Source organism: Pseudomonas sp. NFX224 (assembly GCF_048565165.1).
Classification (GTDB): Bacteria; Pseudomonadota; Gammaproteobacteria; order Pseudomonadales; family Pseudomonadaceae; genus Aquipseudomonas.
Map to the genome: position 1 here is coordinate 2,568,106 of NZ_CP183416.1, position 22,238 is coordinate 2,590,343.

Sequence of the window (22,238 nt, forward strand, 5' to 3'; positions counted from 1 at the left end):
TGTAACGCAGACACCACAAGGCACGCGGCCTGTAGAGGCGGCATGCGCTTGTAGAAATTTTGAGGTGCCGGGAGAGGCGGCCTGGGTAAGGCCGCCGAATCTTCAGCGAGCTGTTGCCAGTTCCTGTTGGACGCTGGCGACAGAGCGAGGCCAAGGTTTACCAGCCTGAACCTTCGCTGGCAAGGCCTTGATGGCGGAAACGGCTGCATCACGATTGGCGAAGCTGCCGTAGGTGATGACGTAAAGCGGTTTGCCGTTGAGCACTTTCTTGAAGTAACGGTACTCGCCGCCCTGCTCCTTGACGAAGTTTTGCGCGCTCGCTTCGGAGCTGGTACCGAGGATCTGCACCACGTAGTTACCCGGGGCCTGACCGGCGTACCAGGTGCCGCCAGCAGCCTTGGCTGGAGTGGCCGGTTTCTCGGCAGACTTGGCAGCAGCGGCAACGGCCGGCTTGACTGGCGCCGGGGCAGGCTTGGCGGCAGGCGCTGGAACCGGTGCCGGCTTGGCGGTGGCGACCTGAGTCGGTGCTGGGGTCGGCTTGGCCGCTGGTGTTGGCGCAGGGCCAGCCGGGACACCGACAGGCGGTGCGGTGGTGGTAACGGTTGGCGGTGTTTCACTGGAACCTTCCAGCGGCACGCCATCGTCGCCTTCGGTAATGCCACCGGCCGCTTCAGCCAGCGGACCACGCATCACCGGCTGCGAATTACCGACCAACGGCAATGGCATCGGCTGCGAGTTGCCGGCGAATTCGACGGCTGGTGCACCGCCATTGCCTGTTGGCTGCCCCTGACCCAGCGGCAGTTGTGCCTGTTCGTTGGCCGGAGCACCGGTGGTCGGCGCTTTGCTGCGACCCGGCATCAACCAGGCGGCGGCTACCGCGACCACGACGACGGCGGAAATCGCCAATACGTGTTTCTTCGGCATATTGAACCCCATACTTGGACGCTTGACCGCTGAGCGGCTGGCAATCATGGCTTCGATCATTGCATCGCGGGCAACCTGGTTGATATTGCCAGGCCAACCCTCGGAGCTTTCGTGAATATCAGAGATCTGATCCGCGGTGAAAAGTTCGATACCCCGGCCTGCGCCTTCAAGACGCTGGTCCAGATATTCGCGAGTCTCTTCTTCGGTGTACGGCTGCAGTTCGATGACGTGGAAGCGCTCTTCCTCAAGCTGCAAAGCCTCAAGCTGGGCAATCAGCGATGACTCGCCGAACAGGAACACATGCGGACGACCTTCCGGCGCACCGGCAGCCAGCGCCATCAGGGCTTCGAGCCCTGACTCGTCGAGCTGCTCGGCATCATCCACCAGCAAATAGACTTCCTGGCCGGTAAGCGCCAGTTGCACCACCTGCGCCAGGATCGCGTCGATCTCGGGCTGGGCGACGTCCAGCGCCTGGGCGACCTGTCGCAGCACGCCAGCCGAGTCCCCGGCACCGCGGGCGGAAACCACCACACTCTGTACCGACTGCTTGTTGGTGCTGGCCACCAGCGCCTGACGCAGCAGGGTTTTACCACTGCCGTGCGGGCCTGTGACCACCAGCAACAACTGGCTGTAACGTGCCAGATGGTGCAACTGCCCCAGCACGGGTTTGCGCTGGGCCGGGAAAAACTTGAAGCCAGGAACCCGCGGAGCAAAAGGGTCATGATTCAACTGGTAATGGCCGAGGAAAGCCTCGTCGGCATGCAAACTAGTCATCGCGTTCTTATTAACCTTTAAGCTGAGCCAGGGCGCGGTAATCCGCTCCCAGCGTGGCCTGTAGAACCTCTTTCGGATAATCGTCGGTCACCACCGCTTCGCCCATGTGGCGCAGCAGCACCAGGCGCAAACGACCGTCGATCACTTTTTTATCAATTGCCATGTGTTCGAGGAAATCGGCTTCGGTCATCTCTTCAGGCGGGATAACCGGCAGGCCTGCGCGCTGGAACAGGCGAATGCCGCGATCGCGTTCCTGTTCGCTGATCCAGCCCAGGCGCGCGGACATTTCCAGTGCCATTACAGTGCCTGCAGCGACCGCTTCGCCATGCAGCCAGACACCGTAGCCCATATGGGTTTCGATGGCGTGACCAAACGTGTGACCCAGGTTGAGCGTGGCGCGCACACCCGTCTCTTTTTCGTCGGCGCCGACCACCGCAGCCTTGGCCGCGCAGGAACGTTCGATGGCATAGGTCAGGGCTTGCTGGTCCAGATTACGCAGGCGGTCGACGTTGTCTTCGAGCCAGGTCAGGAACGGCTCATCGCAAATCAAACCGTACTTGATGACTTCAGCCAGGCCGGCTGACAGCTCACGGGCCGGCAGAGTGTTGAGAGACGCAGTGTCGATTATCACCACGTTCGGCTGATAGAAGGCGCCGACCATGTTCTTGCCCAGCGGGTGATTGATGCCGGTCTTGCCGCCCACCGACGAGTCGACTTGCGACAGCAACGTGGTCGGGACCTGAATGAAATCAACGCCGCGCTGGTAGCAGGCGGCCGCAAAACCGGCCATGTCACCGATCACGCCGCCCCCGAGGGCGATTACCGTGGTGCGACGGTCATGCCGTGCGGTCAGCAGACCGTCGAAAATCAATTGCAGGGTTTCCCAGGTCTTGAAGGCTTCGCCATCGGGCAGCACCACGGAAATCACCGAGAACTGCGCGAGGCTGCGGGTCAGACGTTCGAGATAGAGCGGCGCAACGGTTTCGTTGGAGATGATCGCCACTTGCCGTCCGCGAATATGCGGGGCCAGCAGCTCAGGCTGATCCAACAAACCTTCGCCAATGTGAATCGGGTAGCTGCGCTCGCCTAGATCGACCTTGAGTGTCTGCATGTGTCCCCACAATGAAGATGGAATCAGGCATCGTGCCTTGAATTAACCAATGTCCACGGCGTCTGTTGGTGTGACGCCGTTCAGTAGCCGTTCGCCACAACCTTGAGCGGTCATGACAGGACGCCGAGGATAGCGCATTTCGTGCGGCGCTTTAACGTGGCGGCAGCTGCTGCAAGCGCTCGAGGATATCAAGCACGACCATCCGCGGCGGCCGCTCATCGGTTTCCACCACCAGATCGGCGATTTCCCGATAAAGCGGATCACGGATCGCCAGCAGATCCCGAAGGGTCTTGGCCGGATCGGCGGTACGCAACAAGGGCCGATTGCGATCGCGGGACGTGCGGCCGACCTGCTGCTCGACAGAAGCATGCAGATAGACCACCCGTCCACCGGCGTGCAATGCCCGACGATTGGCTTCGCGCATGACTGCGCCACCGCCGGTCGCCAGCACCACACCGTCGTAATCGCACAGCTCGGCAATCATTGCCTCCTCGCGATCACGAAAGCCCGGTTCGCCTTCCTTGTCGAAGATCCATGGGATATTGGCGCCCGTGCGTAATTCAATTTCCTTATCGGAATCTTTGAATGGCAAGCGCAGCTCTTTGGCCAGCAACCGGCCGATGGTGCTTTTTCCAGCGCCCATCGGTCCTACAAGAATCAAATTTCGCACAGAATCAACGACTCACAGCAATCGCCTGGTTATTCATGATACGCGGAGTGAGAAACACCAACAGCTCGGATTTTTTCTCCGAAACCACGTCACGCCGGAAAAGGCGGCCAAGATACGGCACATCGCCAAGAAATGGCACCTTATCTACAACCTTGCTTTGAGTATTTGAGAAAACACCACCAATGACGATGGTCTCGCCATCGTTGACCAGGACCTTGGCGTTGACCTCGTTTTTCTTGATCGGCGGCACATCCTGGACCTTGTTCAGGTAGTCAGGCTCGTCCTTGGTGACCTTGACCTCCATGATGATCCGGTTGTCCGGGGTGATTTGCGGCGTCACTTCCAGCGACAGCGAGGCTTCCTTGAAAGACACGGAAGTCGCGCCGCTGGAGCTCGCTTCCTGATAGGGAATCTCGGTTCCCTTGAGGATTTTCGCGGTTTCCTTGTCGGACGTAACCACTTTGGGTTGCGAGACGATTTCGCCGTTGCCGGTTTTCTCCATGGCCGTCAGTTCAAGGTCGAGCAAGACGTTGTCGGTGATGAACGCGATGCCGATTCCAGAGGTGTTGTTGACGGCTCCCAAGTCGACGAACGGCGAATTGGTGCTGGTGCTACCTGGCGTGCCGATGGTCGACGATGCGTTTGCACCATTGCTGACGCCTGATGTATTCCAGTTGCCCTTATTCTGGATCGAACCGCCCCAGCGCACACCCAGGCTCTTGTCGTAATCAACGTTGGCTTCGACGATCCGCGCCTCGATCATCACCTGCCGTACCGGGATATCCAGCTGCGCCACGATCCGCCGCAATTCGTCGAGCCGATCCTGAGTCTGGTAGGCAATGATGTTGTTGGTACGCTCATCGACGGTGATCGAACCCCGTTCGTCGACTTTCGCTTCAGCGCTGGTCACCGACTGGAACAGCTTGGCGATATCGGCTGCCTTGGCGTAGTTGACCTGTAGCAACTCCCGCCGCAGGGGGGCCAGATCAGCGATTTGCTTCTGCGACTCCAGTTCCTGGCGCTCACGGGCAGCGATTTCATCGGCCGGCGCCACCAACAGAACGTTGCCGATCTTGCGCTTGTCCAGCCCCTTGGTTTTCAGCACCAGATCCAGCGCCTGATCCCACGGCACGTTTTGTAAACGCAGGGTAATGCCGCCTTGCACCGTGTCGCTGGCCACCAGATTGAGGTTGGTGAAGTCGGCGATCAATTGCAGCACCGAGCGCACATCGATGTCCTGAAAATTCAACGAGAGCTTTTCACCGCTGTAGGCGTAGCGGTCGGCATTGCGCTTTTGCAAGTCGTCGGCAGTCATCGGGCGGATGCTGACGGTCAGCTTGTTGTCGGTCTGGTAGGTCGAATAATCGAAGGCACCGCTGGGCTCGATGGTAATAGTGGCCCTGTCGCCTGTAGCGCTGGCATTGACGAACTGTACGGGCGTGGCGAAGTCCTTGACGTCCAGGCGCACACGCAACGGCTCAGGCAATCGGGTTCTGGCGAAACCGAGAATGATCTTGCCCTCGCGCTCCTGAATGTCTGGCGCGATGGACGGATCCGTCAGGTCGATCACTACATTGCCTTCGCCCTGGGTGCCGCGCTGGAAATCTACCGAGCGAATGGCCTTGGCCACTGGCGCAACGGCGCGCGCCGGAGCCGGAGCGGCGACAGCGGCCCGCCTCGGCGCCGGGTTGTTGCCTCCCTGGCCGACCACCACAAACAGGCTGTTGCCTTCGATCCGGGTGTCATACGGGGTCAATCGAGTGAGGTTGATGATCAGCCGTGTCCGGTCCTTGGCTTCCACCACCGTTGCGCTGCGGGCATTGCCGCCGCCCAGATCGCGGGTCTTGCTCGCCAGCTGACTGACGACACCGGGCAAGTCCAGCGCAATCCGCGCAGGCGATTCGGTGGTGTACCCGTGAGGCGCCGGGGGAGGCTCATCGAACGCCAACTTCAACTCGACGCGGTCGCCCGGCAGCGCTGCGACATCCAGCGCCTTGAGGTTGGCCGCTTGTACCATCGGCGACAGCAGCGCTATCCATAGCGACACTCCGAGGGTGGAGAAAATCCTGTTCATTGTTCGAGTTCCACTATGAGTGTTCTTTCAAAGGGAGGGTCCGCGGCCGCTCCAGCCAGGCGCCTTCGCCATCCGGGACGATTTCCACCACATCGACTTGCGAGGCGTTGATGGCGACGATCCGCCCATCGTTACGCCCCAGGTAATCGCCGACTTTCAGACGATGCACACCGCCAGCGCCACGCAACAGCGCGAAGGAGCCTGATGCATTGGAGATCGTGCCGACCATTTCAAACTGCTCGATATTGAAACCCTCGAGGTACTGCTTGACCCGATCGGGGTCAGGTTTGACATTGCGCGAGCCATGCCTCTGCCCGGCCAGGTCGACTCTGACCTGTCGGGAAAACGGGCTGCGCAGGTTGGCAGCGCTGTAGGTGAATGTCGGGTAAGACCGAAATGTTGGCGTTGGTTCAATCTTTCCCGGTGCCCGCAGGCGCATTTCGTTCATGTAGGCGTCCAGGTCGCTGACATCATCGCCACCGCTACAACCGGCCAGGACCACCAGCAACACCGCCATGGAAAAAACACGAACAAGGCTCATTGATGCAGCCCCTTGTCGTTGTAACGGTAGGTCTTGGCCAGGATGCTCATGCGCAATTTTGTCCCGCCGTCAGGATTGACCGGCGCCAGGTCAAAATCATGCAGGGTGACGATGCGCGGCAGTCCGGCCACGCCGCTGACGAACGTCGCTAGGTCGTGATAGGCCCCGGTGACGGTGATCTGGATCGGCAATTCGATGTAGAACGGCTGGGTGACCTCGGGCAACAATTTGATTTCTTCAAACTCCAAGCCGCTGCCCAGGCCGGTGCGGGTGATGTCTTCGAGCAGGCCGGGGACTTCGGTATCACTGGGCAGTTGCCGCAACAGCACGCCAAAGGAGTTCTCCATTTCCTTCATCTGCTGGGTGTACAGCTCCAGGTTCGCCGCCATATGAGCCTTGGAGGCGAACTGTTCTTTGAGCGTCGTTTCTTCCTCGCGCTTGAGGTCAAGCTGAGCCTCAAGCTCACTCGTGGAAAAGCTGTAACCGAGCGCCAGCACCAGCAGCATCACCAGTACGCTCACCAACACCTTGATCGCCGGCGGCCAGGAACCGATGTTGCTGGTATCCAGTTCGTTGATATCGATCTTGCGCAGCCCGTCGAACCATGCGGACGGGCTCATTTGCCTTCCTCCACGGCGGCGGGCCGAGTCTGACGAACGGTCAGCTGAAAGACGTTGGCCTGATCCAGTTGACCGGCGGTGGTCGCCTTGACCTCCGTCAGGCTCGGCGCATCGAACCAGTCCGACGCATCAAGGTTGCGCATCAGGTCGGAAACACGGTTGTTGGACTCTGCCGCGCCGGTGATGGATAAGGTCTTGCCATCCATTTTCACTTCCGTGAAATACACACCGTCGGGCAGGGTCCGGGCCAATTGATCAAAGATTCGCCCGCTGATCGGCCGATTGCCTTGCAGGTCCTGGATGATGCGCATGCGCTCGACCAGTTGCTGGCGCCGGGCCTTTAGATCACTGATCTGCTTGATGCGTTCGTCGACCACGACAATCTGCTTGCCGATGTAATCGTTGCGCGCCACTTGCCGGTCGATGGCACTGTAGATCGCCTGATTGGCAATCAGCACCGCCGCTGCGGAACCCACCAGCACGCCAGCCAGAATCAATAAAAAGCGTTTGCGGCGTTGTTCGCGCAGCTCTTCACGCCAAGGTAAAAGATTGATCCGCGCCATCAGTCGAAACTCCTGAGGGCCAGCCCGCAGGCGATCATCATGGCCGGAGCGTCGCTACTCAGTGCCGCGGCGTTGACCTTGCTGCTCAGCGTCATCTCGGCAAACGGGTTGGCCACCTGCGTCGGCGTGCCCAATTGCTGCTCGATCAAACGATCCAGACCGGAGACTGACGCGGTGCCGCCGGCCAGCAAAATGTGATCGACCGAGTGGTACTGACCGGAAGCGAAGAAAAACTGCAGCGAACGCGAGACCTGCTGCACCAAGGCCTCGCGAAACGGCTGCAGCACTTCACTGACGTAATCGTCAGGCAAACCGCCCTGCTTCTTTGCCAACCCCGCCTGCTCGACAGTCATCCCGTATCGTCGCTGAATCTCTTCGGTCAATTGACGACCGCCGAACAATTGTTCGCGGGTATAGATGATCCGCCCGTTCAGCAGCACGCTCAGGGTGGTCATGGTCGCGCCAATGTCGACCACCGCCACCAGACGCTCCCGGGAGCCGGCCAATTGATTCGCCAGCAGGCCGAACGATCGCTCCAGGGCATAGGCCTCGACATCGACCACACGGGCGGTCAGGCCGGCCAATGTCAGGGCCGCTTCACGCACCTCGACGTTTTCCTTGCGACACGCCGCGAGCAGCACATTGACTCGCTCGGGGTTGCGTACAGACGCGCCCTGGACTTCAAAGTCGATGGCGACCTCGTCCAACGGATAAGGGATGTACTGATCGGCCTCTATCTTCAGCTGGCTTTCCATCTCGTCGTCGGAAAGACCGGCATCCATTTCGATGGCCTTGGTGATCACCGCCGAACCGGCCACGGCCACCGCGACGTTCTTGAGGCTGGTTCTGGCCTTGATCAGAACCCGCGAGAGAGCCTGGCCCACACCTTCGAGCTCGGCGATGTTTTTCTCGATCACCGCGCTGGCAGGCAGCGGCTCGACCGCGTAGGCCTCGACCCGATAGCGGTCGCCTTGGCGGCTCAGCTCAAGGAGCTTCACCGAAGTGGAGCTGATGTCGATCCCTAAAAGCGTACTGGCTTTTTTATTGAAGAGTCCTGGCACTAGCAATTCCCTATGACTATCCGTGAGTTACGGACTCTGTAATGTGTGTTGCGTTCCCTCCGCCCGTCTTGACAGCCGCCGCCAATGACGCCCACGCCGGAAAAATGCTTATAATGCCCAGCGTTTTTTTCCGCTTTTTCTCAAGCGCGGGTCGTTCGCCTTTAGCCTGAACCCTGATGCGTCATTCATTCTTTGCCCTGGATATCCAAAAGCCTTGATTCGTCTGCTGAAATTTTTCGGTTGGTCCATCGTCGCGGTTTTCTGCGGACTGCTTTTGGGTCTGAGCGGGGCGTTTCTTTACCTTAGCCCCGGATTGCCGTCCGTGGAGGCGCTGCGAAGCATCCAGTTGCAGATTCCATTGCGGGTCTATAGCAGCGACAACAAGTTGATCGCAGAATTCGGCGAAATGCGTCGCACACCGATCCGTTTCGCCGACATTCCCCCCAATTTCATTAATGCGTTACTAAGTGCTGAAGACGATAACTTCGCCAACCACTATGGCGTCGACCCAAGCAGCCTGATGCGGGCCGCCACCCAATTGGTCAAAAGCGGCCACATCCAGTCCGGCGGCAGCACCATCACCATGCAGGTGGCGAAGAACTTCTTCCTGACCAGCGAACGCAGCTTCTCGCGCAAAACCACTGAAATCCTCCTGGCGTTGCAGATCGAACGGCAGCTGACCAAGGACGAAATCCTTGAGCTGTACGTCAACAAGATCTATCTGGGCAACCGCGCCTACGGCATCGAGGCGGCGGCGCAGGTGTATTACGGCAAGTCGATTCGTGACATCAGCCTGGCGCAGATGGCGATGATTGCCGGCCTGCCAAAAGCCCCGTCTCGCTTCAACCCGCTGGCCAACCCGGCTCGCAGCAAGGAACGTCGCGACTGGATCCTGGGGCGCATGTACAAGCTCGGCAAAATCACCGAAGCCGATTACACCGCCGCGGTCAACGAGCCGCTTAACGCCAGCTATCACGTACCGACCCCGGAAGTGAACGCGCCTTACATCGCCGAAATGGCCCGCGCCGAAATGGTCGGTCGCTATGGCAGCGACGCGTACACCGAAGGTTTCCGCGTCACCACCACGGTGCCGAGTAACCTTCAGGAGATGGCCAATACCGCCGTCCATGAAGGCTTGATGACTTACGATCAGCGTCACGGTTATCGCGGCCCTGAGTCGCGCCTGCCGGGCAAGACCCGCGAAGCGTGGGCCACCGAGCTGACCAAGCAGCGCACCATCAGCAGTCTTGAGCCGGCCATCGTCACCCAGGCCGACAAGACCGGTCTGCAAGTGCTGACCCGCACCGGACAGGAACACGTCAACTGGGACACCATGAAGTGGGCTCGTCCGTTCCTGAACACCAACAGCATGGGGGCCAATCCGAAGCAGCCGTTGGACGTGGCACAGGTCGGCGACCTGATCCGCGTGCAACGTCAGCCGGACAATTCGCTGAAGTTCAGCCAGATCCCGCAAGCCCAGGGTGCGCTGGTTTCCCTCGACCCGCAAAACGGCGCGATCCGCTCACTGGTCGGTGGCTTTGCCTTCGAGCAGAGCAACTACAACCGTGCATTGCAGGCCAAACGCCAGCCGGGTTCAAGCTTCAAGCCATTCGTCTACAGCGCCGCGCTGGATAACGGCTACACCGCCGCCAGCCTGGTCAACGATGCGCCGATCGTGTTCGTCGACGAGTACCTGGACAAGGTCTGGCGTCCGAAGAACGACACCAACACTTTCCTCGGCCCGATCCGTCTGCGTGAGGCGCTGTACAAGTCGCGCAACCTGGTGTCGATTCGCCTGCTGCAGGCGATGGGCGTTGGCAAGACCATCGACTACATCACTCGTTTCGGCTTCAACAAGCAGGATCTGCCACCCAACCTGTCCCTGGCACTGGGCACCGCAACCCTGACGCCGATGGAAATCGCCACGGGCTGGAGCACCTTCGCCAACGGCGGCTACAAGATCACCCCGTACATCATCGACAAAGTCGAAAGCCGCAATGGCGATATGCTGTTCGTCGCCAATCCGCCGAGCGTTCCAAAAGGCGAGGCAGCCACTGACGGTATCGCCGCGCCAGTCGCCGAGGCCTTTACAGTCAACGCAACACCGGCCGATGCACTGACCGCCCAACCGGCGCCGCAGGCACCGGCGGTGGCTGAACGCATCGTTGATGGCCGTACGACTTACATCCTCAACAGCATGCTCGAGGACGTGATCAAGCTCGGCACCGGCCGTCGTGCACTGGCCCTGGGCCGCAGCGACATCGCCGGCAAGACCGGCACCACCAACGAATCCAAAGACGCTTGGTTCTCCGGTTACAACGCCGATTACGTGACCACGGTCTGGACCGGTTTTGACCAGCCTGAAAGCCTTGGCCGCAAGGAGTTCGGCGGCACCGTCGCGCTGCCGATCTGGATGAACTACATGGGCGCCGCCCTCAAGGATCTGCCACCTCACACGCAACCTGAGCCGGAAGGCATCCTGAGCCTGCGCGTCGACCCGATCAGTGGCCGCGCGGCCTCCCCAAGCACGCCAGGGGCTTACTTCGAACTGTTCAAGGCCGAAGATACGCCACCATCGGTGAATGAACTGGGCAACGGCAATGCGCCGGGCAGCCCGCTGCCGGCGGATGAAGCGGCGCCGATCGATTTGTTCTGATCGCCGCCACATTGAAAAGCCCCGCCTTCGAGAGAAGCGCGGGGCTTTTTTGTGCCTGCGGTTTTTGTAATGACTGGACTGGCCTAATCGCTAGCAGGCTAGCTGCTCCCACAGGGGGCCGCATTTCAAAGGTGACAGCTAGCCTGCTAGCGATTACGCCATTACTACTGACACAAAACCTTCAGGATCGAGTAGGAGGCGGGGTTGCCCCCGCCGTCCTCTCACACCACCGTACATACGGTTCCGTATACGGCGGTTCCTGCCTACTGACATACAACGTCAGCGAGCTTGGTTCCGTTGATGTGTCGCCTGTGGTATCTAAGCGCCCAGACCGGCCCTCGGAGCTTCCGGCTCCTACCTCCTGATGGTCTCGACCCCCGCTATGCGGTGTTTCTGCTTTACGCTCCAACAGAGATCACACCCGACTATCCACTCATGGCAGGTTCAGCCCTTCGTTACTCCGGTGTCGAGCAACTACTACGGCCTCTGCTGACTTCTGTCGCCCATCCCGTCATCTCGCGACGCCGGTAGCACATGGCAGGCTATACAGATCTCCCAGGGTAATTCGCGCGACCTTCCTGCTTATGCCTGTCGGATCTACGTCACAGCGTTCCGTGCAAGTATTGGGCTTTGAAGATATTGGCCTTCTTACCCCGCTGCACCGCCTAATCCGCTTCCTGTTCGTCAGGCCAGCATTTTGCCTCGGGCTTCCTTCAGATTCGCAGTCACCCGCGACACCCTTGCCTCTGGCTAACACTTCCCCTTGCCGGGTGTGTAGAGGACTTTCACCTCCAAGTCACCAGCGTGGCCACCACAGCCAAGCTGGTTGCGCTTACGCGCAACGCGCCATGCCTGGCGCACCAATAAAAAGCCCCGACTCATTACAAGCCGGGGCTTTCGGTTGAAGCGCTACAACGACTCGACTTAGCCGTTGAACACGTCATCCACGCTGTTCAGCGGGTAGTTCTTCGGATACGGCAGGGTCGCCACACCGGTCTCGATGGCGGCTTTGGCCACAGCGTCGGAGATCAGGGTGATCAGACGCTTGTCCATTGGTTTCGGAATGATGTACTCACGACCGAATTCCAGCTTGATGCCGCCGTAGGCGTCGCACACTTCCTGTGGCACTGGCAGCTTGGCCAGTTCGCGCAGGGCGTTGGCCGCGGCCACTTTCATTTCTTCGTTGATGCGCTTGGCGCGAACGTCCAGGGCACCACGGAAGATGAACGGGAAGCCCAGTACGTTGTTGACCTGGTTCGGGTAGTCCGAACGGCCGGTGGCCATGATCACGTCGTTACGGGTGGCGTGCGCCAGTTCCGGAGAAATTTCCGGATCCGGGTTGGAGCACGCGAACACGATCGGGTTAGGCGCCATCGACAGCAGGCCTTCAGCGCTCAGCAGGTTCGGGCCGGACAGGCCAACGAACACGTCAGCACCTTGCAGGGCGTCAGCCAGGGTGCGCTTGTCGGTCGCGTGAGCGAAGACAGCCTTGTACTGGTTCAGGTCGTCACGGCCGGAGTGAATCACGCCGGTACGGTCGATCATGTAGATGTTTTCGATGTTGGCGCCCATGCTCACCAGCAATTTCATGCAGGAGATGGCGGCGGCACCGGCGCCCAGGCAGACGATCTTGGCTTCCGGCAGGGTTTTGCCAGCGATTTCCAGGGCGTTGATCATGCCGGCTGCGGTAACGATCGCAGTGCCGTGCTGGTCATCGTGGAATACCGGAATGTCGCACTGCTCGATCAGAGCACGTTCGATCTCAAAGCACTCAGGTGCCTTGATGTCTTCCAGGTTGATGCCACCGAAGGTGATGGAGATGCGCTTGACGGTGTCGATGAAGGCTTGCGGGCTTTCGGAGTCGACTTCGATGTCGAACACGTCGATGCCGGCGAAGCGCTTGAACAGTACGCCTTTACCTTCCATCACTGGCTTGGAGGCCAATGGGCCGAGGTTACCCAGGCCGAGAATCGCGGTGCCATCGGAAATGACTGCAACCAGGTTGCCCTTGCCGGTGTATTTGTAGGCCAGTTCAGGATCGCGGGCGATTTCGCGTACTGGTTCGGCTACGCCGGGGCTGTAGGCCAGCGACAGGTCGCGAGCGGTAGCGGTGGCCTTGGTGAGCTCGACACTCAGCTTCCCTGGACGAGGATTGGCGTGATATTCGAGAGCGGCAGTTTTCAGATCAGACATTTTGGCATTCCGCTTTTACTGTTGGACAGACTGGTCAGCGAGGATACGCGCCTCGCAAAATCCCCACAAGACTGACCGGTCACCCCTGTCAAGCGCCCGGCCTTACGACTTTGGGCCAAGAGCCGCGGAACACAAGGGATAGACTGTTCACAATCGACATAAAAAATGTCTACAATTTTTTCTTACTGCACCACTTGCAGCATCGCCGGATCCGTCAGCGGCAACATCCAGCGCGCCTGACCCTCCTTGAGCCCACCGCGGCGTGAACGATCCAACACCCAGCCACGCGCCTCGATTTGCCTGCCTTTGAGCTTTTCAAGCGCGGCGGCATCAAAACGGGCCAACAAATTGGGTGCAACGCGCAACACAACCGAATCCTGCAATTCGATCCAAACCCCGCCACGATTACGCTGAACCTTGCTCACACGACCGCCGAGCACGGCAAAACCGGACGCGCTGATCTGATCCGCTTTCAGCACAGGTGACTGTCGCCATACGCCGAGCCCGGCCTGACGGGCACTGCGTTCCGCTGCTTGCTGACAGTCGACCAAATCGACATTCGGGGCAACCGCCACCAGAAAACCGAGGCCCTCAGAGAGCATTTGCGCTTCGAGATTGGCGCCGTCGGCGCTGTAGACATGGGCCAGGGTCCGGCCGTAATGGTCTTTGCTTTCCTTACCGGACTGCAAACCGACCCGCCCGTCGCTGGCCGCTACCAACGCTTCGAGCCGCTTACGTGCAGCCACGGCGAATGGCTCGTCGGAGCGGCCTTTCTTGCCCAGCTCCGGCGTGTTCAAGCCGATCATGCGCACACTGCGACCGTCGCTCAAGCGTAGCGTGTCGCCATCGACCACTCGCTGCACGGTGACGGATGTCAGGCCACCCGGCGCCGGGCAGAAAGCCTGGGCCGCGGAGAGCCAAATCGCGGACACAAAAAAGGCGCCCACAAGGGACGCCTTTTTCATCAGCATGGAAAAACCGGAACGGTTTCCCAAGTTGAGAGGCCTTAGGCCTTTTTCGCGCCGAAAGCACCGAAACGGTCGGCGAAGCGCTGAACGCGGCCGCCAGTGTCCAGAGTCTTTTGCTTACCGGTGTAGAACGGGTGGCATTCGTTGCAAACGTCGATCGCCAGGGCTTTGCCGAAGGTCGAACGGGTTTCGAACTTGTTGCCGCAGCTGCAGGTAACAGCAACTGCTGGGTATTCTGGATGGATATCAGCTTTCATGGTGTCTTCCTCAGGCTAGCGTGCCGCCACCCAACACTATTGTTGAATACCGCACGTAATTAGGCCGCGGATTCTACCAGACAATGCCAATCACGCAAGCTGTCCCTCAAACCGGTCGTCTGCTAGGCTCGCGGCCTGCCACTTCACCCCTTCATCGAGAAAACGCGTGCCCGACGCCATTCTGCGCCTCGCCCTGCCATCGCCCCTGCGCCGCCTGTTCGACTACCGCGCACCGGCCGGCGTCCTGCGCGCGCAATTGCATCCCGGCATGCGCCTGCGGGTGCCGTTCGGGCGTCGGGAGATGATCGGGATTCTGGTGGAAGTCACTGACACCAGCGAAGTCCCTGCCGAAAAACTCAAACCGGCGCTGGCCCTGCTCGATGTCACCCCGCCGTTGCCGCCCGCGCTGTTCAAGCTGTGCCTGTGGACTTCCCAGTATTACCAGCACAGCCTCGGCGACACCTTGAGTTGGGCACTTCCGGTGCTGCTGCGCCAGGGCGAGCTGGCCGAGCCACGCCAGGAACGTTTCTGGTCTGCCGCGCTAGGCGCGAGCCTCGATGACCCGCGTATCGCCCGCGCCCCGCGCCAGCGTGAAGCCCTGGCGACACTGGCGCAGCATCCCCATGGCGTGGCCCATCAGTTGCTGAGCAAATTGATGTTGAGCAAGGACAGCCTCGATCTGCTGCTGGCCAAGGATCTGGTGCAAGTCGAGGTCCGCAAGCACGCCCCCGGCGCCCGACACGAACACTGGCTGGCGCAGCCGGAGCTGCCGCTCAACCCGGAACAGCGTGCAGCATATGAAGCGATTCGCGCCGGGTTCGACAGTTACCACGCGTTCCTGCTGGCCGGCGTCACTGGCAGCGGCAAGACGGAAGTGTATTTGCAGTTGATCCGCGAAACCCTGGAGGCCGGCAAGCAAGCGCTGGTGCTGATCCCGGAAATCAACCTCGGCCCGCAGACCCTGGCGCGCTTCGAGCAGCGCTTCAATGCGCGCATCGCGCTGATCCACTCGGCAGTCAACGATCGCGAACGCCTCGACGCATGGCTCGCCGCCCGCGACGGCGAGGCCGACATCATTATCGGCACCCGTTCAGCGCTGTTCACACCAATGAAAAACCCGGGCCTGATCATCATCGACGAGGAGCACGACGGCTCCTATAAACAGCAGGAAGGTTTGCGCTACCACGCTCGCGACCTGGCATTGGTGCGGGCACGGCAGGAAAACATCCCGATTGTGCTCGGCTCCGCCACACCTTCACTGGAAAGCCTGCACAACGCCTACACCGGCCGTTACGGCCTCCTACGCCTGAATGAGCGCGCTGGCGGCGCCAAGCAACCACGTTTCCTGCGTCTGGACGTGAAAAGTCGCCCGCTGGACAGCGGCATTTCCGGGCCGATGCAACAAGCCATCGGTCAGACCCTGGCCGCCGGGCAACAAGTGCTGGTGTTCCTCAATCGCCGCGGCTTCGCACCGACGTTGCTTTGCCACGACTGCGGCTGGATGTCCGAATGCCAACGCTGCGATGCGCGCATGACCGTGCACCAGCGCTACGGTGAGCTGCGCTGCCATCATTGCGGTTATGTCGAACGCGTCCCCCGTCAGTGCCCAAAGTGCAACAAGGTCGATTTGCGTCCCGTGGGCGCCGGCACCGAACGGGCCGAAGAGCGCTTGAAAATCCTGTTTCCGGACTATCCGGTGCTGCGGGTCGACCGCGACAGCACCTCGCGTAAAGACGCAATGAACCAGTTGTTCGCAACCATTCAAAAGGGTCAGCCGTGCATTTTGATCGGCACCCAGATGCTTGCCAAAGGGCACCACTTTCCGCGAGTGACGCTGGTGTCGATTCTCGACGCCGACGGCGGGCTGTTCTCCGGCGACTTCCGCGCCAGCGAGCGTATGGCGCAATTGATCGTCCAGGTCGCGGGCCGCGCTGGTCGGGCGGAAGAACCCGGCAAGGTGATCATCCAGACGCACCTGGCCGACCATCCGCTGCTGGTGCAATTGACCGAGCAAGGCTACTTCGCCTTCGCCGAACAGGCCTTGAGCGAGCGTCGCGCGGCGGGCCTGCCGCCGTTCGCGCATCTGGCGTTGTTGCGGGCTGAAGCACATAAACCGGGACAGGCCGAAGGCTTCCTTGATGAGGCATGCAGCGAGGCCGAGCGCTTGCTGGCCGAGCAGAACCTGAGCGGGATTGAACTGTTGGGGCCAGTGCCGGCGCCGATGGAGCGTCGTGCCGGGCGTTATCGCGCACAACTGTTGTTGCAGGCTACGGCCAGGGCGCCTTTGCATCGATTGCTGGCGAGTTGGTTGCTGGTGCTTGAGCAGATGCCGAGTGGGCGGGCGGTGCGCTGGTCGCTGGACGTTGATCCGGTCGACTTGTATTGATAGATAGACCGCCATCGCTGGCAAGCCAGCGATGGCGGCCCAATTGTCACCACACATCCACAACCTGCCTGCTAAGGTTGGCAAGCCCGCCTCGGCAACGGATAATGCCCAGTTTTTCCACCAGCGCATGATGCGCCGCCGCGCCAGCGGTCGAAAGAGAAGACCATGAAAGACACCATTCGCCAGCTGATCCAACAAGCCATCACCCAACTCGTCAACGAAGGTGTGTTGCCTGAAGGCCTGTCGCCGGCGATCCAGGTGGAAAACTCCCGCGACAAGAAGAACGGCGACTTCGCCAGCAACATCGCCATGATGCTGGCCAAGCCTGCAGGGATGAAGCCACGCGACCTGGCGGAAAAAATCATCGCTGCGCTGCCAGCTGACGAAAACGTCAGCAAGGCCGAGATCGCGGGTCCGGGCTTCCTCAACTTCTTCCAGAACACCGATGCCCTGGCTTCTCGCCTGGACGCCGCCCTGGCCGACGCCCACATCGGCGTACGCAAGACCGGCCCGGTGCAGCGCACCGTGGTCGACCTGTCGGCCCCGAACCTGGCCAAAGAAATGCACGTCGGCCACTTGCGCTCGACCATCATTGGCGACGGCGTGGCCCGTGTTCTGGAATTCCTCGGCGATACCGTGATCCGCCAGAACCACGTCGGCGACTGGGGCACCCAGTTCGGCATGCTGATGGCTTATCTACAGGAAAACCCGATCACCAGCGACGAGCTGTCGGACCTGGAAAACTTCTACCGCGCCGCCAAGCAACGCTTCGACGAATCCGAAGAGTTCGCCGACCGCGCCCGTGGCCTGGTGGTCAAGTTGCAGGCCGGTGATGCCGATTGCCTGGCGCTGTGGACCAAGTTCAAGGACATCTCGCTGTCCCACTGCCAGAAAATCTACGAACTGCTCAACGTCAAACTGACCATGGCCGACGTGATGGGCGAAAGCGCCTACAACGACGACCTGATCAACGTGGTCAACGACCTGAAAGCTGCCGGTATGCTGGTCGAGAGCAATGGCGCCCAGTGCGTGTTCCTCGACGAGTTCAAGAATGCCGATGGCGATCCGCTGCCGGTGATCATCGTCAAGGCTGACGGCGGCTACCTCTACGCCACCACCGACCTCGCGGCCGTGCGCTACCGCAGCGGCACGCTCAAGGCTGATCGCGCGCTGTATTTCGTCGACCAGCGTCAGGCCCTGCACTTCCAGCAAGTGTTCGCCGTAGCGCGCAAGGCCGGCTTCGTGACGCATCCGATGGAAATGGAACACATGGGCTTCGGCACCATGAACGGCGCCGATGGCCGTCCATTCAAGACCCGCGATGGCGGCACCGTGAAGCTGATCGACCTGCTGACCGAAGCCCAGGAGCGCGCCTACACCCTGGTGAAGGACAAGAACCCGGAACTGGCCGAAGCCGACCTGCGTAACATCGCCAAGGTCGTCGGCATTGGCGCAGTGAAATACGCCGACCTGTCCAAGCACCGCACCAGCGACTACAGCTTCAACTTCGACCTGATGCTGAACTTCGAAGGCAATACCGCGCCGTACCTGCTGTACGCCTACACCCGCGTGGCCGGTGTGTTCCGCAAACTCGGCAAGGACTTCAGCGAAGTCGAAGGCCAGATCGTGCTCGAAGCACCGCATGAACACGAGCTGGCAGCGAAACTCGCGCAGTTCGGCGAAGTGCTGAACAACGTGGCCGAGAAAGGCACGCCGCACATCCTCTGCACTTACCTGTACGACGTCGCCGGCCTGTTCTCCAGCTTCTACGAGAACTGCCCGATCCTCGCCGCCGACACCCCGGAACAAATGCAGAGCCGCCTGCGCCTCGCCGCGCTGACCGGACGCACCCTCAAGCAAGGCCTGGAACTCTTGGGCCTGGAAACTCTGGAGCGTATGTAAGTTGGCTGCCAAGAAAAAACCTGCACCCAAGCGTGGCGCCAGCCGTTACCAAGCTCCAGCGAAGCAACCGATCCCGGGTTGGCTGTGGATGGCCATCGGCCTGACGGTCGGTGCATTCATCGTATTCCTGATGAAACTGGAGCCGGGCAAGGGTAGCGACACGGTCAAACGCGAGAAGGTGGAGCAGCAACAGAAAGCCACCAAGATCGCCGAGGCCAACAAGACCCCGCCGAGCCCGACGCAACCGGTGAAGCCGAAGTACGACTTCTACACCCTGTTGCCGGAATCGGAAGTCATCGTGCCACCGGATGCCGTGCCGGAAAAAACCCTGCCGACACCACAAGTGCCGGCGATTCCGACCACGCCGGTGACACCGGCCGAAGCGGCGAAAATCGACACTGCCCGCGCCCAGGCAGCCCTGGCCGGGATCACTCCGCCACCAGCGCCGCCGGTCACCAAAGCGGCGCCGGTGACCAAGTTCTTCCTGCAGGCCGGCTCGTTCCGCAAGGAGACTGATGCGGACAAGGTTCGGGCGCAGATCATTCTGCTCGGCCAGGCCGTGGCGGTTGAATCGGGTACGGTGAAAGACGAGACCTGGTACCGGGTTCTGGTTGGGCCGTTCAGCAACCGCGAGCAACTGACCACCGCACAGAAACAACTGGCCGGCGCCGGCTTCAGCAACCTGTTGTTACAACAACGCCAGAGCCGCTGATCCCTTCGGAAACACCGCGTCATCGTTCATCGCCAGCAGGCTGGCTCCCACAGGTTTGGCTCAGCCGCTGCGGGAGCCCGCCTGCTGGCGATGGCGTCATGTCCAACACCGCCTATCCACGTTTGACAAACACCGCCCGTCCCCTCTCGCGCTGCGCGGTTGAAATCCACTCCACCACCCCCATATGAATGGGCATAAGGCACTTTCGCCCGCTGTGTGGAGACTCTTCCCTTGACCACCATCGTTTCAGTTCGTCGCCACGGCAAAGTCGTCATGGGCGGCGACGGCCAGGTTTCTCTCGGCAATACCGTGATGAAAGGCAACGCCAAGAAAGTCCGTCGCCTGTACCACGGCGAAGTCCTCGCCGGTTTTGCCGGTGCCACGGCTGATGCCTTTACCCTGTTCGAACGTTTCGAAGGCCAGCTGGAAAAACACCAGGGCCATCTGGTTCGCGCCGCCGTCGAGCTCGCCAAAGAATGGCGCACCGACCGCTCCCTGAGCCGCCTCGAAGCCATGCTCGCGGTTGCCAATAAAGACGCTTCGCTGATCATCACCGGCAACGGCGATGTGGTAGAGCCTGAGAACGGGCTGATCGCCATGGGCTCCGGTGGCGCTTACGCCCAGGCTGCCGCCAGCGCGCTGCTGAAAAAAACCGACCTGTCGGCCCGGGAAATCGTCGAGACCGCTCTCGGCATCGCCGGCGACATCTGCGTATTCACCAACCACACCCAGACCATTGAGGAGCAGGACTGCGCCAAAGGCGACGAGTAAGTCTGTTTCGGCCACACGCCACGACTCACTTGTTTAAGGTCCGTCAAATATTATGTCCATGACTCCCCGTGAAATCGTCCACGAACTCAATCGCCATATCATCGGCCAGGACGATGCCAAGCGCGCCGTCGCCATTGCCCTGCGCAATCGCTGGCGCCGGATGCAGCTGCCTGAAGAGCTGCGCGTTGAAGTAACCCCAAAGAACATCCTGATGATCGGCCCGACCGGTGTCGGTAAAACCGAGATCGCCCGTCGCCTGGCCAAACTGGCTAACGCGCCGTTCATCAAGGTCGAAGCGACCAAGTTCACCGAAGTCGGCTACGTCGGCCGCGACGTCGAATCGATCATTCGTGACCTGGCCGATGCCGCGATCAAGTTGCTGCGCGAGCAGGAAATCACCAAGGTTCGCCATCGCGCCGAAGACGCCGCCGAAGAGCGCATCCTCGACGCCCTGCTGCCTCCGGCCCGCATGGGCTTCAGTAACGAAGACGCCCCGAGCTCCGATTCCAACACCCGTCAGCTGTTCCGCAAGCGCCTGCGTGAAGGTCAGCTGGATGACAAGGAAATCGAGATCGAAGTGGCCGAAATGTCCGGCGTCGATATCTCCGCGCCACCGGGCATGGAAGAAATGACCAACCAGTTGCAGAGCCTGTTCGCCAACATGGGCAAGGGCAAGCGCAAGAGCCGCAAGCTCAAGGTCAAGGAAGCGCTGAAACTGGTGCGCGACGAAGAGGCCGGCCGCCTGGTCAACGATGAAGAGTTGAAGGCCAAGGCCCTGGAAGCGGTCGAGCAGCACGGTATCGTGTTCATCGACGAAATCGACAAGGTCGCCAAGCGCGGCAATGTCGGCGGTGCCGATGTGTCCCGCGAAGGCGTGCAGCGCGACTTGCTGCCGCTGATCGAAGGCTGCACCGTCAACACCAAACTGGGCATGGTCAAGACCGACCACATCCTGTTCATCGCTTCCGGTGCGTTCCACCTGAGCAAGCCGAGCGATCTGGTGCCGGAACTGCAAGGCCGTCTGCCGATTCGCGTCGAGCTCAAGGCACTGTCGCCGCAGGACTTCGAACGCATTCTCAGCGAGCCGCACGCTTCGCTCACCGAGCAATATTGCGCACTGTTGAAAACCGAAGGTTTGGGTATCGAGTTCCAGCCAAGCGGCATCAAGCGCATCGCCGAGATCGCCTGGCAGGTCAACGAGAAAACCGAGAACATCGGTGCCCGTCGCCTGCACACCCTGCTTGAGCGTCTGCTCGAAGAGGTGTCGTTCAGCGCCGGCGACCTGGCCAGCACCCATGACGGCAAGGTCATCCAGATCGATGCCGACTACGTCAACAGCCACCTGGGCGAATTGGCGCAGAACGAAGACCTGTCCCGTTATATCCTGTAAGCCATACTTGTAGGAGCGAGCCTGCTCGCTCCTACAGGGTTCCATCCACAACGGAACGGCGCTCATGACCCAACTCCCCACCGACATCAAGCTGCACAAAGCCTCGAAAACCCTGACGCTCAAATACGCGTCCGGTGAGGAATACACCCTGCCCGCCGAGTTCCTGCGCGTGCACTCTCCTTCCGCCGAGGTCCAGGGCCACGGCAAACCCATCCTGCAATTTGGCAAGATCAACGTAGGCCTGAGCAAGCTGGAACCAGCCGGTCAGTACGCACTGAAACTGACCTTCGACGACGGCCACGACAGCGGCCTGTTCACCTGGGAATACCTCTACGAACTGGGGCGACGTCATGACGCACTCTGGGAGGATTATCTTGCCGAGCTCAAAGCCGCCGGAAAGACCCGCGACCCGAACGAATCCGTCGTCAAGCTGATGCTCTAGCCTGAGCTTCTTGCTCTTTAGAGGGCATTTTCTAATTTCATCTGCTTGAATGCTCCGCTCCAAAGCAAGCGATTGGCCTGCTTGCGAAAAAAATTAAACTCGGGTAACCAATGGAGCTGGCAAGTTCCCTGCAGTGCTCTCTGAACAAAAAGCATCGATGCAGAATTAACGGTCACCCGAGCAGTAGTACCTGGCATTTGCTGTGTGACTGCACAGCAGGACC

The 22,238-nt window shown here is 60.5% G+C and carries 18 protein-coding genes; 7 read left to right on the forward strand and 11 right to left on the reverse strand.

All coding sequences use genetic code 11. The features are described from left to right. Positions 1-102: 102 nt before the first annotated feature. From ACNYC6_RS11475 to ACNYC6_RS11510, 8 genes are all read right to left on the reverse strand, one after another. Complete coding sequence (locus ACNYC6_RS11475) at positions 103-1,698, reverse strand: AAA family ATPase (RefSeq protein WP_419712397.1); 1,596 nt, start codon at positions 1,696-1,698, stop codon at positions 103-105. 10 nt (positions 1,699-1,708) lie between these two features. Next, positions 1,709-2,809 carry a 3-dehydroquinate synthase gene (gene aroB, locus ACNYC6_RS11480; RefSeq protein WP_419712398.1) on the reverse strand — a complete coding sequence of 367 codons (1,101 nt, stop codon included), beginning with the start codon at positions 2,807-2,809 and terminating at the stop codon, positions 1,709-1,711. Between the two features lie 151 nt (positions 2,810-2,960). Next, entirely contained in the window at positions 2,961-3,479 is a 519-nt protein-coding gene (gene aroK / locus ACNYC6_RS11485; protein WP_047536474.1) for a shikimate kinase AroK, read from the reverse strand. A 4-nt stretch (positions 3,480-3,483) separates the two neighbouring features. Beyond that, complete coding sequence (pilQ, locus tag ACNYC6_RS11490) at positions 3,484-5,553, reverse strand: type IV pilus secretin PilQ (protein ID WP_419712399.1); 2,070 nt, start codon at positions 5,551-5,553, stop codon at positions 3,484-3,486. Between the two features lie 13 nt (positions 5,554-5,566). Then, positions 5,567-6,094: a pilus assembly protein PilP gene (locus ACNYC6_RS11495; protein WP_419712400.1), complete on the reverse strand. Its 528-nt coding sequence runs from the start codon at positions 6,092-6,094 to the stop codon at positions 5,567-5,569. Continuing rightward, positions 6,091-6,714, reverse strand: a complete 624-nt coding sequence (gene pilO / locus ACNYC6_RS11500) for a type 4a pilus biogenesis protein PilO (protein ID WP_419712401.1) — start codon at positions 6,712-6,714, stop codon at positions 6,091-6,093. The genes ACNYC6_RS11495 and pilO overlap by 4 nt, the downstream gene beginning before the upstream one ends. Further along, positions 6,711-7,277, reverse strand: coding sequence for a PilN domain-containing protein (locus ACNYC6_RS11505; RefSeq protein WP_419712402.1), 567 nt, complete (start codon positions 7,275-7,277; stop codon positions 6,711-6,713). The genes pilO and ACNYC6_RS11505 overlap by 4 nt, the downstream gene beginning before the upstream one ends. Next, entirely contained in the window at positions 7,277-8,338 is a 1,062-nt protein-coding gene (locus ACNYC6_RS11510) for a pilus assembly protein PilM (protein ID WP_419712403.1), read from the reverse strand. Before ACNYC6_RS11510 ends, ACNYC6_RS11505 begins: the two co-directional genes overlap by 1 nt. Positions 8,339-8,555: 217 nt before the next feature. Between ACNYC6_RS11510 and ACNYC6_RS11515 the strand changes: the two genes are divergently transcribed. Further along, positions 8,556-10,994, forward strand: coding sequence for a penicillin-binding protein 1A (locus ACNYC6_RS11515; RefSeq protein WP_419712949.1), 2,439 nt, complete (start codon positions 8,556-8,558; stop codon positions 10,992-10,994). Between the two features lie 924 nt (positions 10,995-11,918). On the opposite strand, the gene ACNYC6_RS11520 is transcribed toward ACNYC6_RS11515, so the two are convergent. The 3 genes from ACNYC6_RS11520 to rpmE all read right to left on the reverse strand — a co-directional run bounded on the left by ACNYC6_RS11520 (position 11,919) and on the right by rpmE (position 14,412). After that, a complete protein-coding gene (locus ACNYC6_RS11520; protein WP_419712404.1) occupies positions 11,919-13,187 on the reverse strand; it encodes a malic enzyme-like NAD(P)-binding protein in 1,269 nt (422 codons plus the stop codon). Positions 13,188-13,369: 182 nt separating this feature from the next. Continuing rightward, on the reverse strand, positions 13,370-14,158 hold the full coding sequence (locus ACNYC6_RS11525; protein ID WP_419712405.1) for a thermonuclease family protein: 789 nt from the start codon (positions 14,156-14,158) through the stop codon (positions 13,370-13,372). 35 nt (positions 14,159-14,193) lie between these two features. Then, the gene (gene rpmE / locus ACNYC6_RS11530; RefSeq protein ID WP_008047849.1) at positions 14,194-14,412 is read right to left on the reverse strand and encodes a 50S ribosomal protein L31; all 219 of its coding nucleotides are present in this window, start codon (positions 14,410-14,412) and stop codon (positions 14,194-14,196) included. 166 nt (positions 14,413-14,578) lie between these two features. Between rpmE and ACNYC6_RS11535 the strand changes: the two genes are divergently transcribed. The 6 genes from ACNYC6_RS11535 to ACNYC6_RS11560 all read left to right on the forward strand — a co-directional run bounded on the left by ACNYC6_RS11535 (position 14,579) and on the right by ACNYC6_RS11560 (position 22,015). Next, positions 14,579-16,798 (forward strand): primosomal protein N', encoded by a 2,220-nt coding sequence (locus tag ACNYC6_RS11535; protein ID WP_419712406.1) that lies wholly within the window; start codon positions 14,579-14,581, stop codon positions 16,796-16,798. A gap of 165 nt (positions 16,799-16,963) precedes the next feature. Next, positions 16,964-18,700, forward strand: coding sequence for an arginine--tRNA ligase (gene argS, locus ACNYC6_RS11540; protein WP_419712407.1), 1,737 nt, complete (start codon positions 16,964-16,966; stop codon positions 18,698-18,700). Between the two features lies 1 nt (position 18,701). After that, positions 18,702-19,412, forward strand: coding sequence for an SPOR domain-containing protein (locus ACNYC6_RS11545; RefSeq protein ID WP_217872653.1), 711 nt, complete (start codon positions 18,702-18,704; stop codon positions 19,410-19,412). A gap of 231 nt (positions 19,413-19,643) precedes the next feature. Then, a complete protein-coding gene (hslV, locus tag ACNYC6_RS11550) occupies positions 19,644-20,183 on the forward strand; it encodes an ATP-dependent protease subunit HslV (protein WP_077045027.1) in 540 nt (179 codons plus the stop codon). Positions 20,184-20,235: 52 nt separating this feature from the next. Further along, positions 20,236-21,573 (forward strand): HslU--HslV peptidase ATPase subunit, encoded by a 1,338-nt coding sequence (gene hslU / locus ACNYC6_RS11555; protein WP_419712408.1) that lies wholly within the window; start codon positions 20,236-20,238, stop codon positions 21,571-21,573. A 64-nt stretch (positions 21,574-21,637) separates the two neighbouring features. Beyond that, positions 21,638-22,015: a gamma-butyrobetaine hydroxylase-like domain-containing protein gene (locus ACNYC6_RS11560; protein ID WP_419712409.1), complete on the forward strand. Its 378-nt coding sequence runs from the start codon at positions 21,638-21,640 to the stop codon at positions 22,013-22,015. The last annotated feature ends 223 nt before the right edge of the window (positions 22,016-22,238 follow it).

Coding starts and splice junctions, on each gene's coding strand:
- ACNYC6_RS11475 (WP_419712397.1), bottom strand. CDS start 1,698: ATGACTAGTTTGCATGCCGACGAGGCTTTCCTCGGCCATTACCAGTTG.
- aroB (WP_419712398.1), bottom strand. CDS start 2,809: ATGCAGACACTCAAGGTCGATCTAGGCGAGCGCAGCTACCCGATTCAC.
- pilQ (WP_419712399.1), bottom strand. CDS start 5,553: ATGAACAGGATTTTCTCCACCCTCGGAGTGTCGCTATGGATAGCGCTG.
- ACNYC6_RS11495 (WP_419712400.1), bottom strand. CDS start 6,094: ATGAGCCTTGTTCGTGTTTTTTCCATGGCGGTGTTGCTGGTGGTCCTG.
- pilO (WP_419712401.1), bottom strand. CDS start 6,714: ATGAGCCCGTCCGCATGGTTCGACGGGCTGCGCAAGATCGATATCAAC.
- ACNYC6_RS11505 (WP_419712402.1), bottom strand. CDS start 7,277: ATGGCGCGGATCAATCTTTTACCTTGGCGTGAAGAGCTGCGCGAACAA.
- ACNYC6_RS11520 (WP_419712404.1), bottom strand. CDS start 13,187: ATGTCTGATCTGAAAACTGCCGCTCTCGAATATCACGCCAATCCTCGT.
- ACNYC6_RS11525 (WP_419712405.1), bottom strand. CDS start 14,158: ATGCTGATGAAAAAGGCGTCCCTTGTGGGCGCCTTTTTTGTGTCCGCG.
- rpmE (WP_008047849.1), bottom strand. CDS start 14,412: ATGAAAGCTGATATCCATCCAGAATACCCAGCAGTTGCTGTTACCTGC.
- argS (WP_419712407.1), top strand. CDS start 16,964: ATGAAAGACACCATTCGCCAGCTGATCCAACAAGCCATCACCCAACTC.
- hslU (WP_419712408.1), top strand. CDS start 20,236: ATGTCCATGACTCCCCGTGAAATCGTCCACGAACTCAATCGCCATATC.
- ACNYC6_RS11560 (WP_419712409.1), top strand. CDS start 21,638: ATGACCCAACTCCCCACCGACATCAAGCTGCACAAAGCCTCGAAAACC.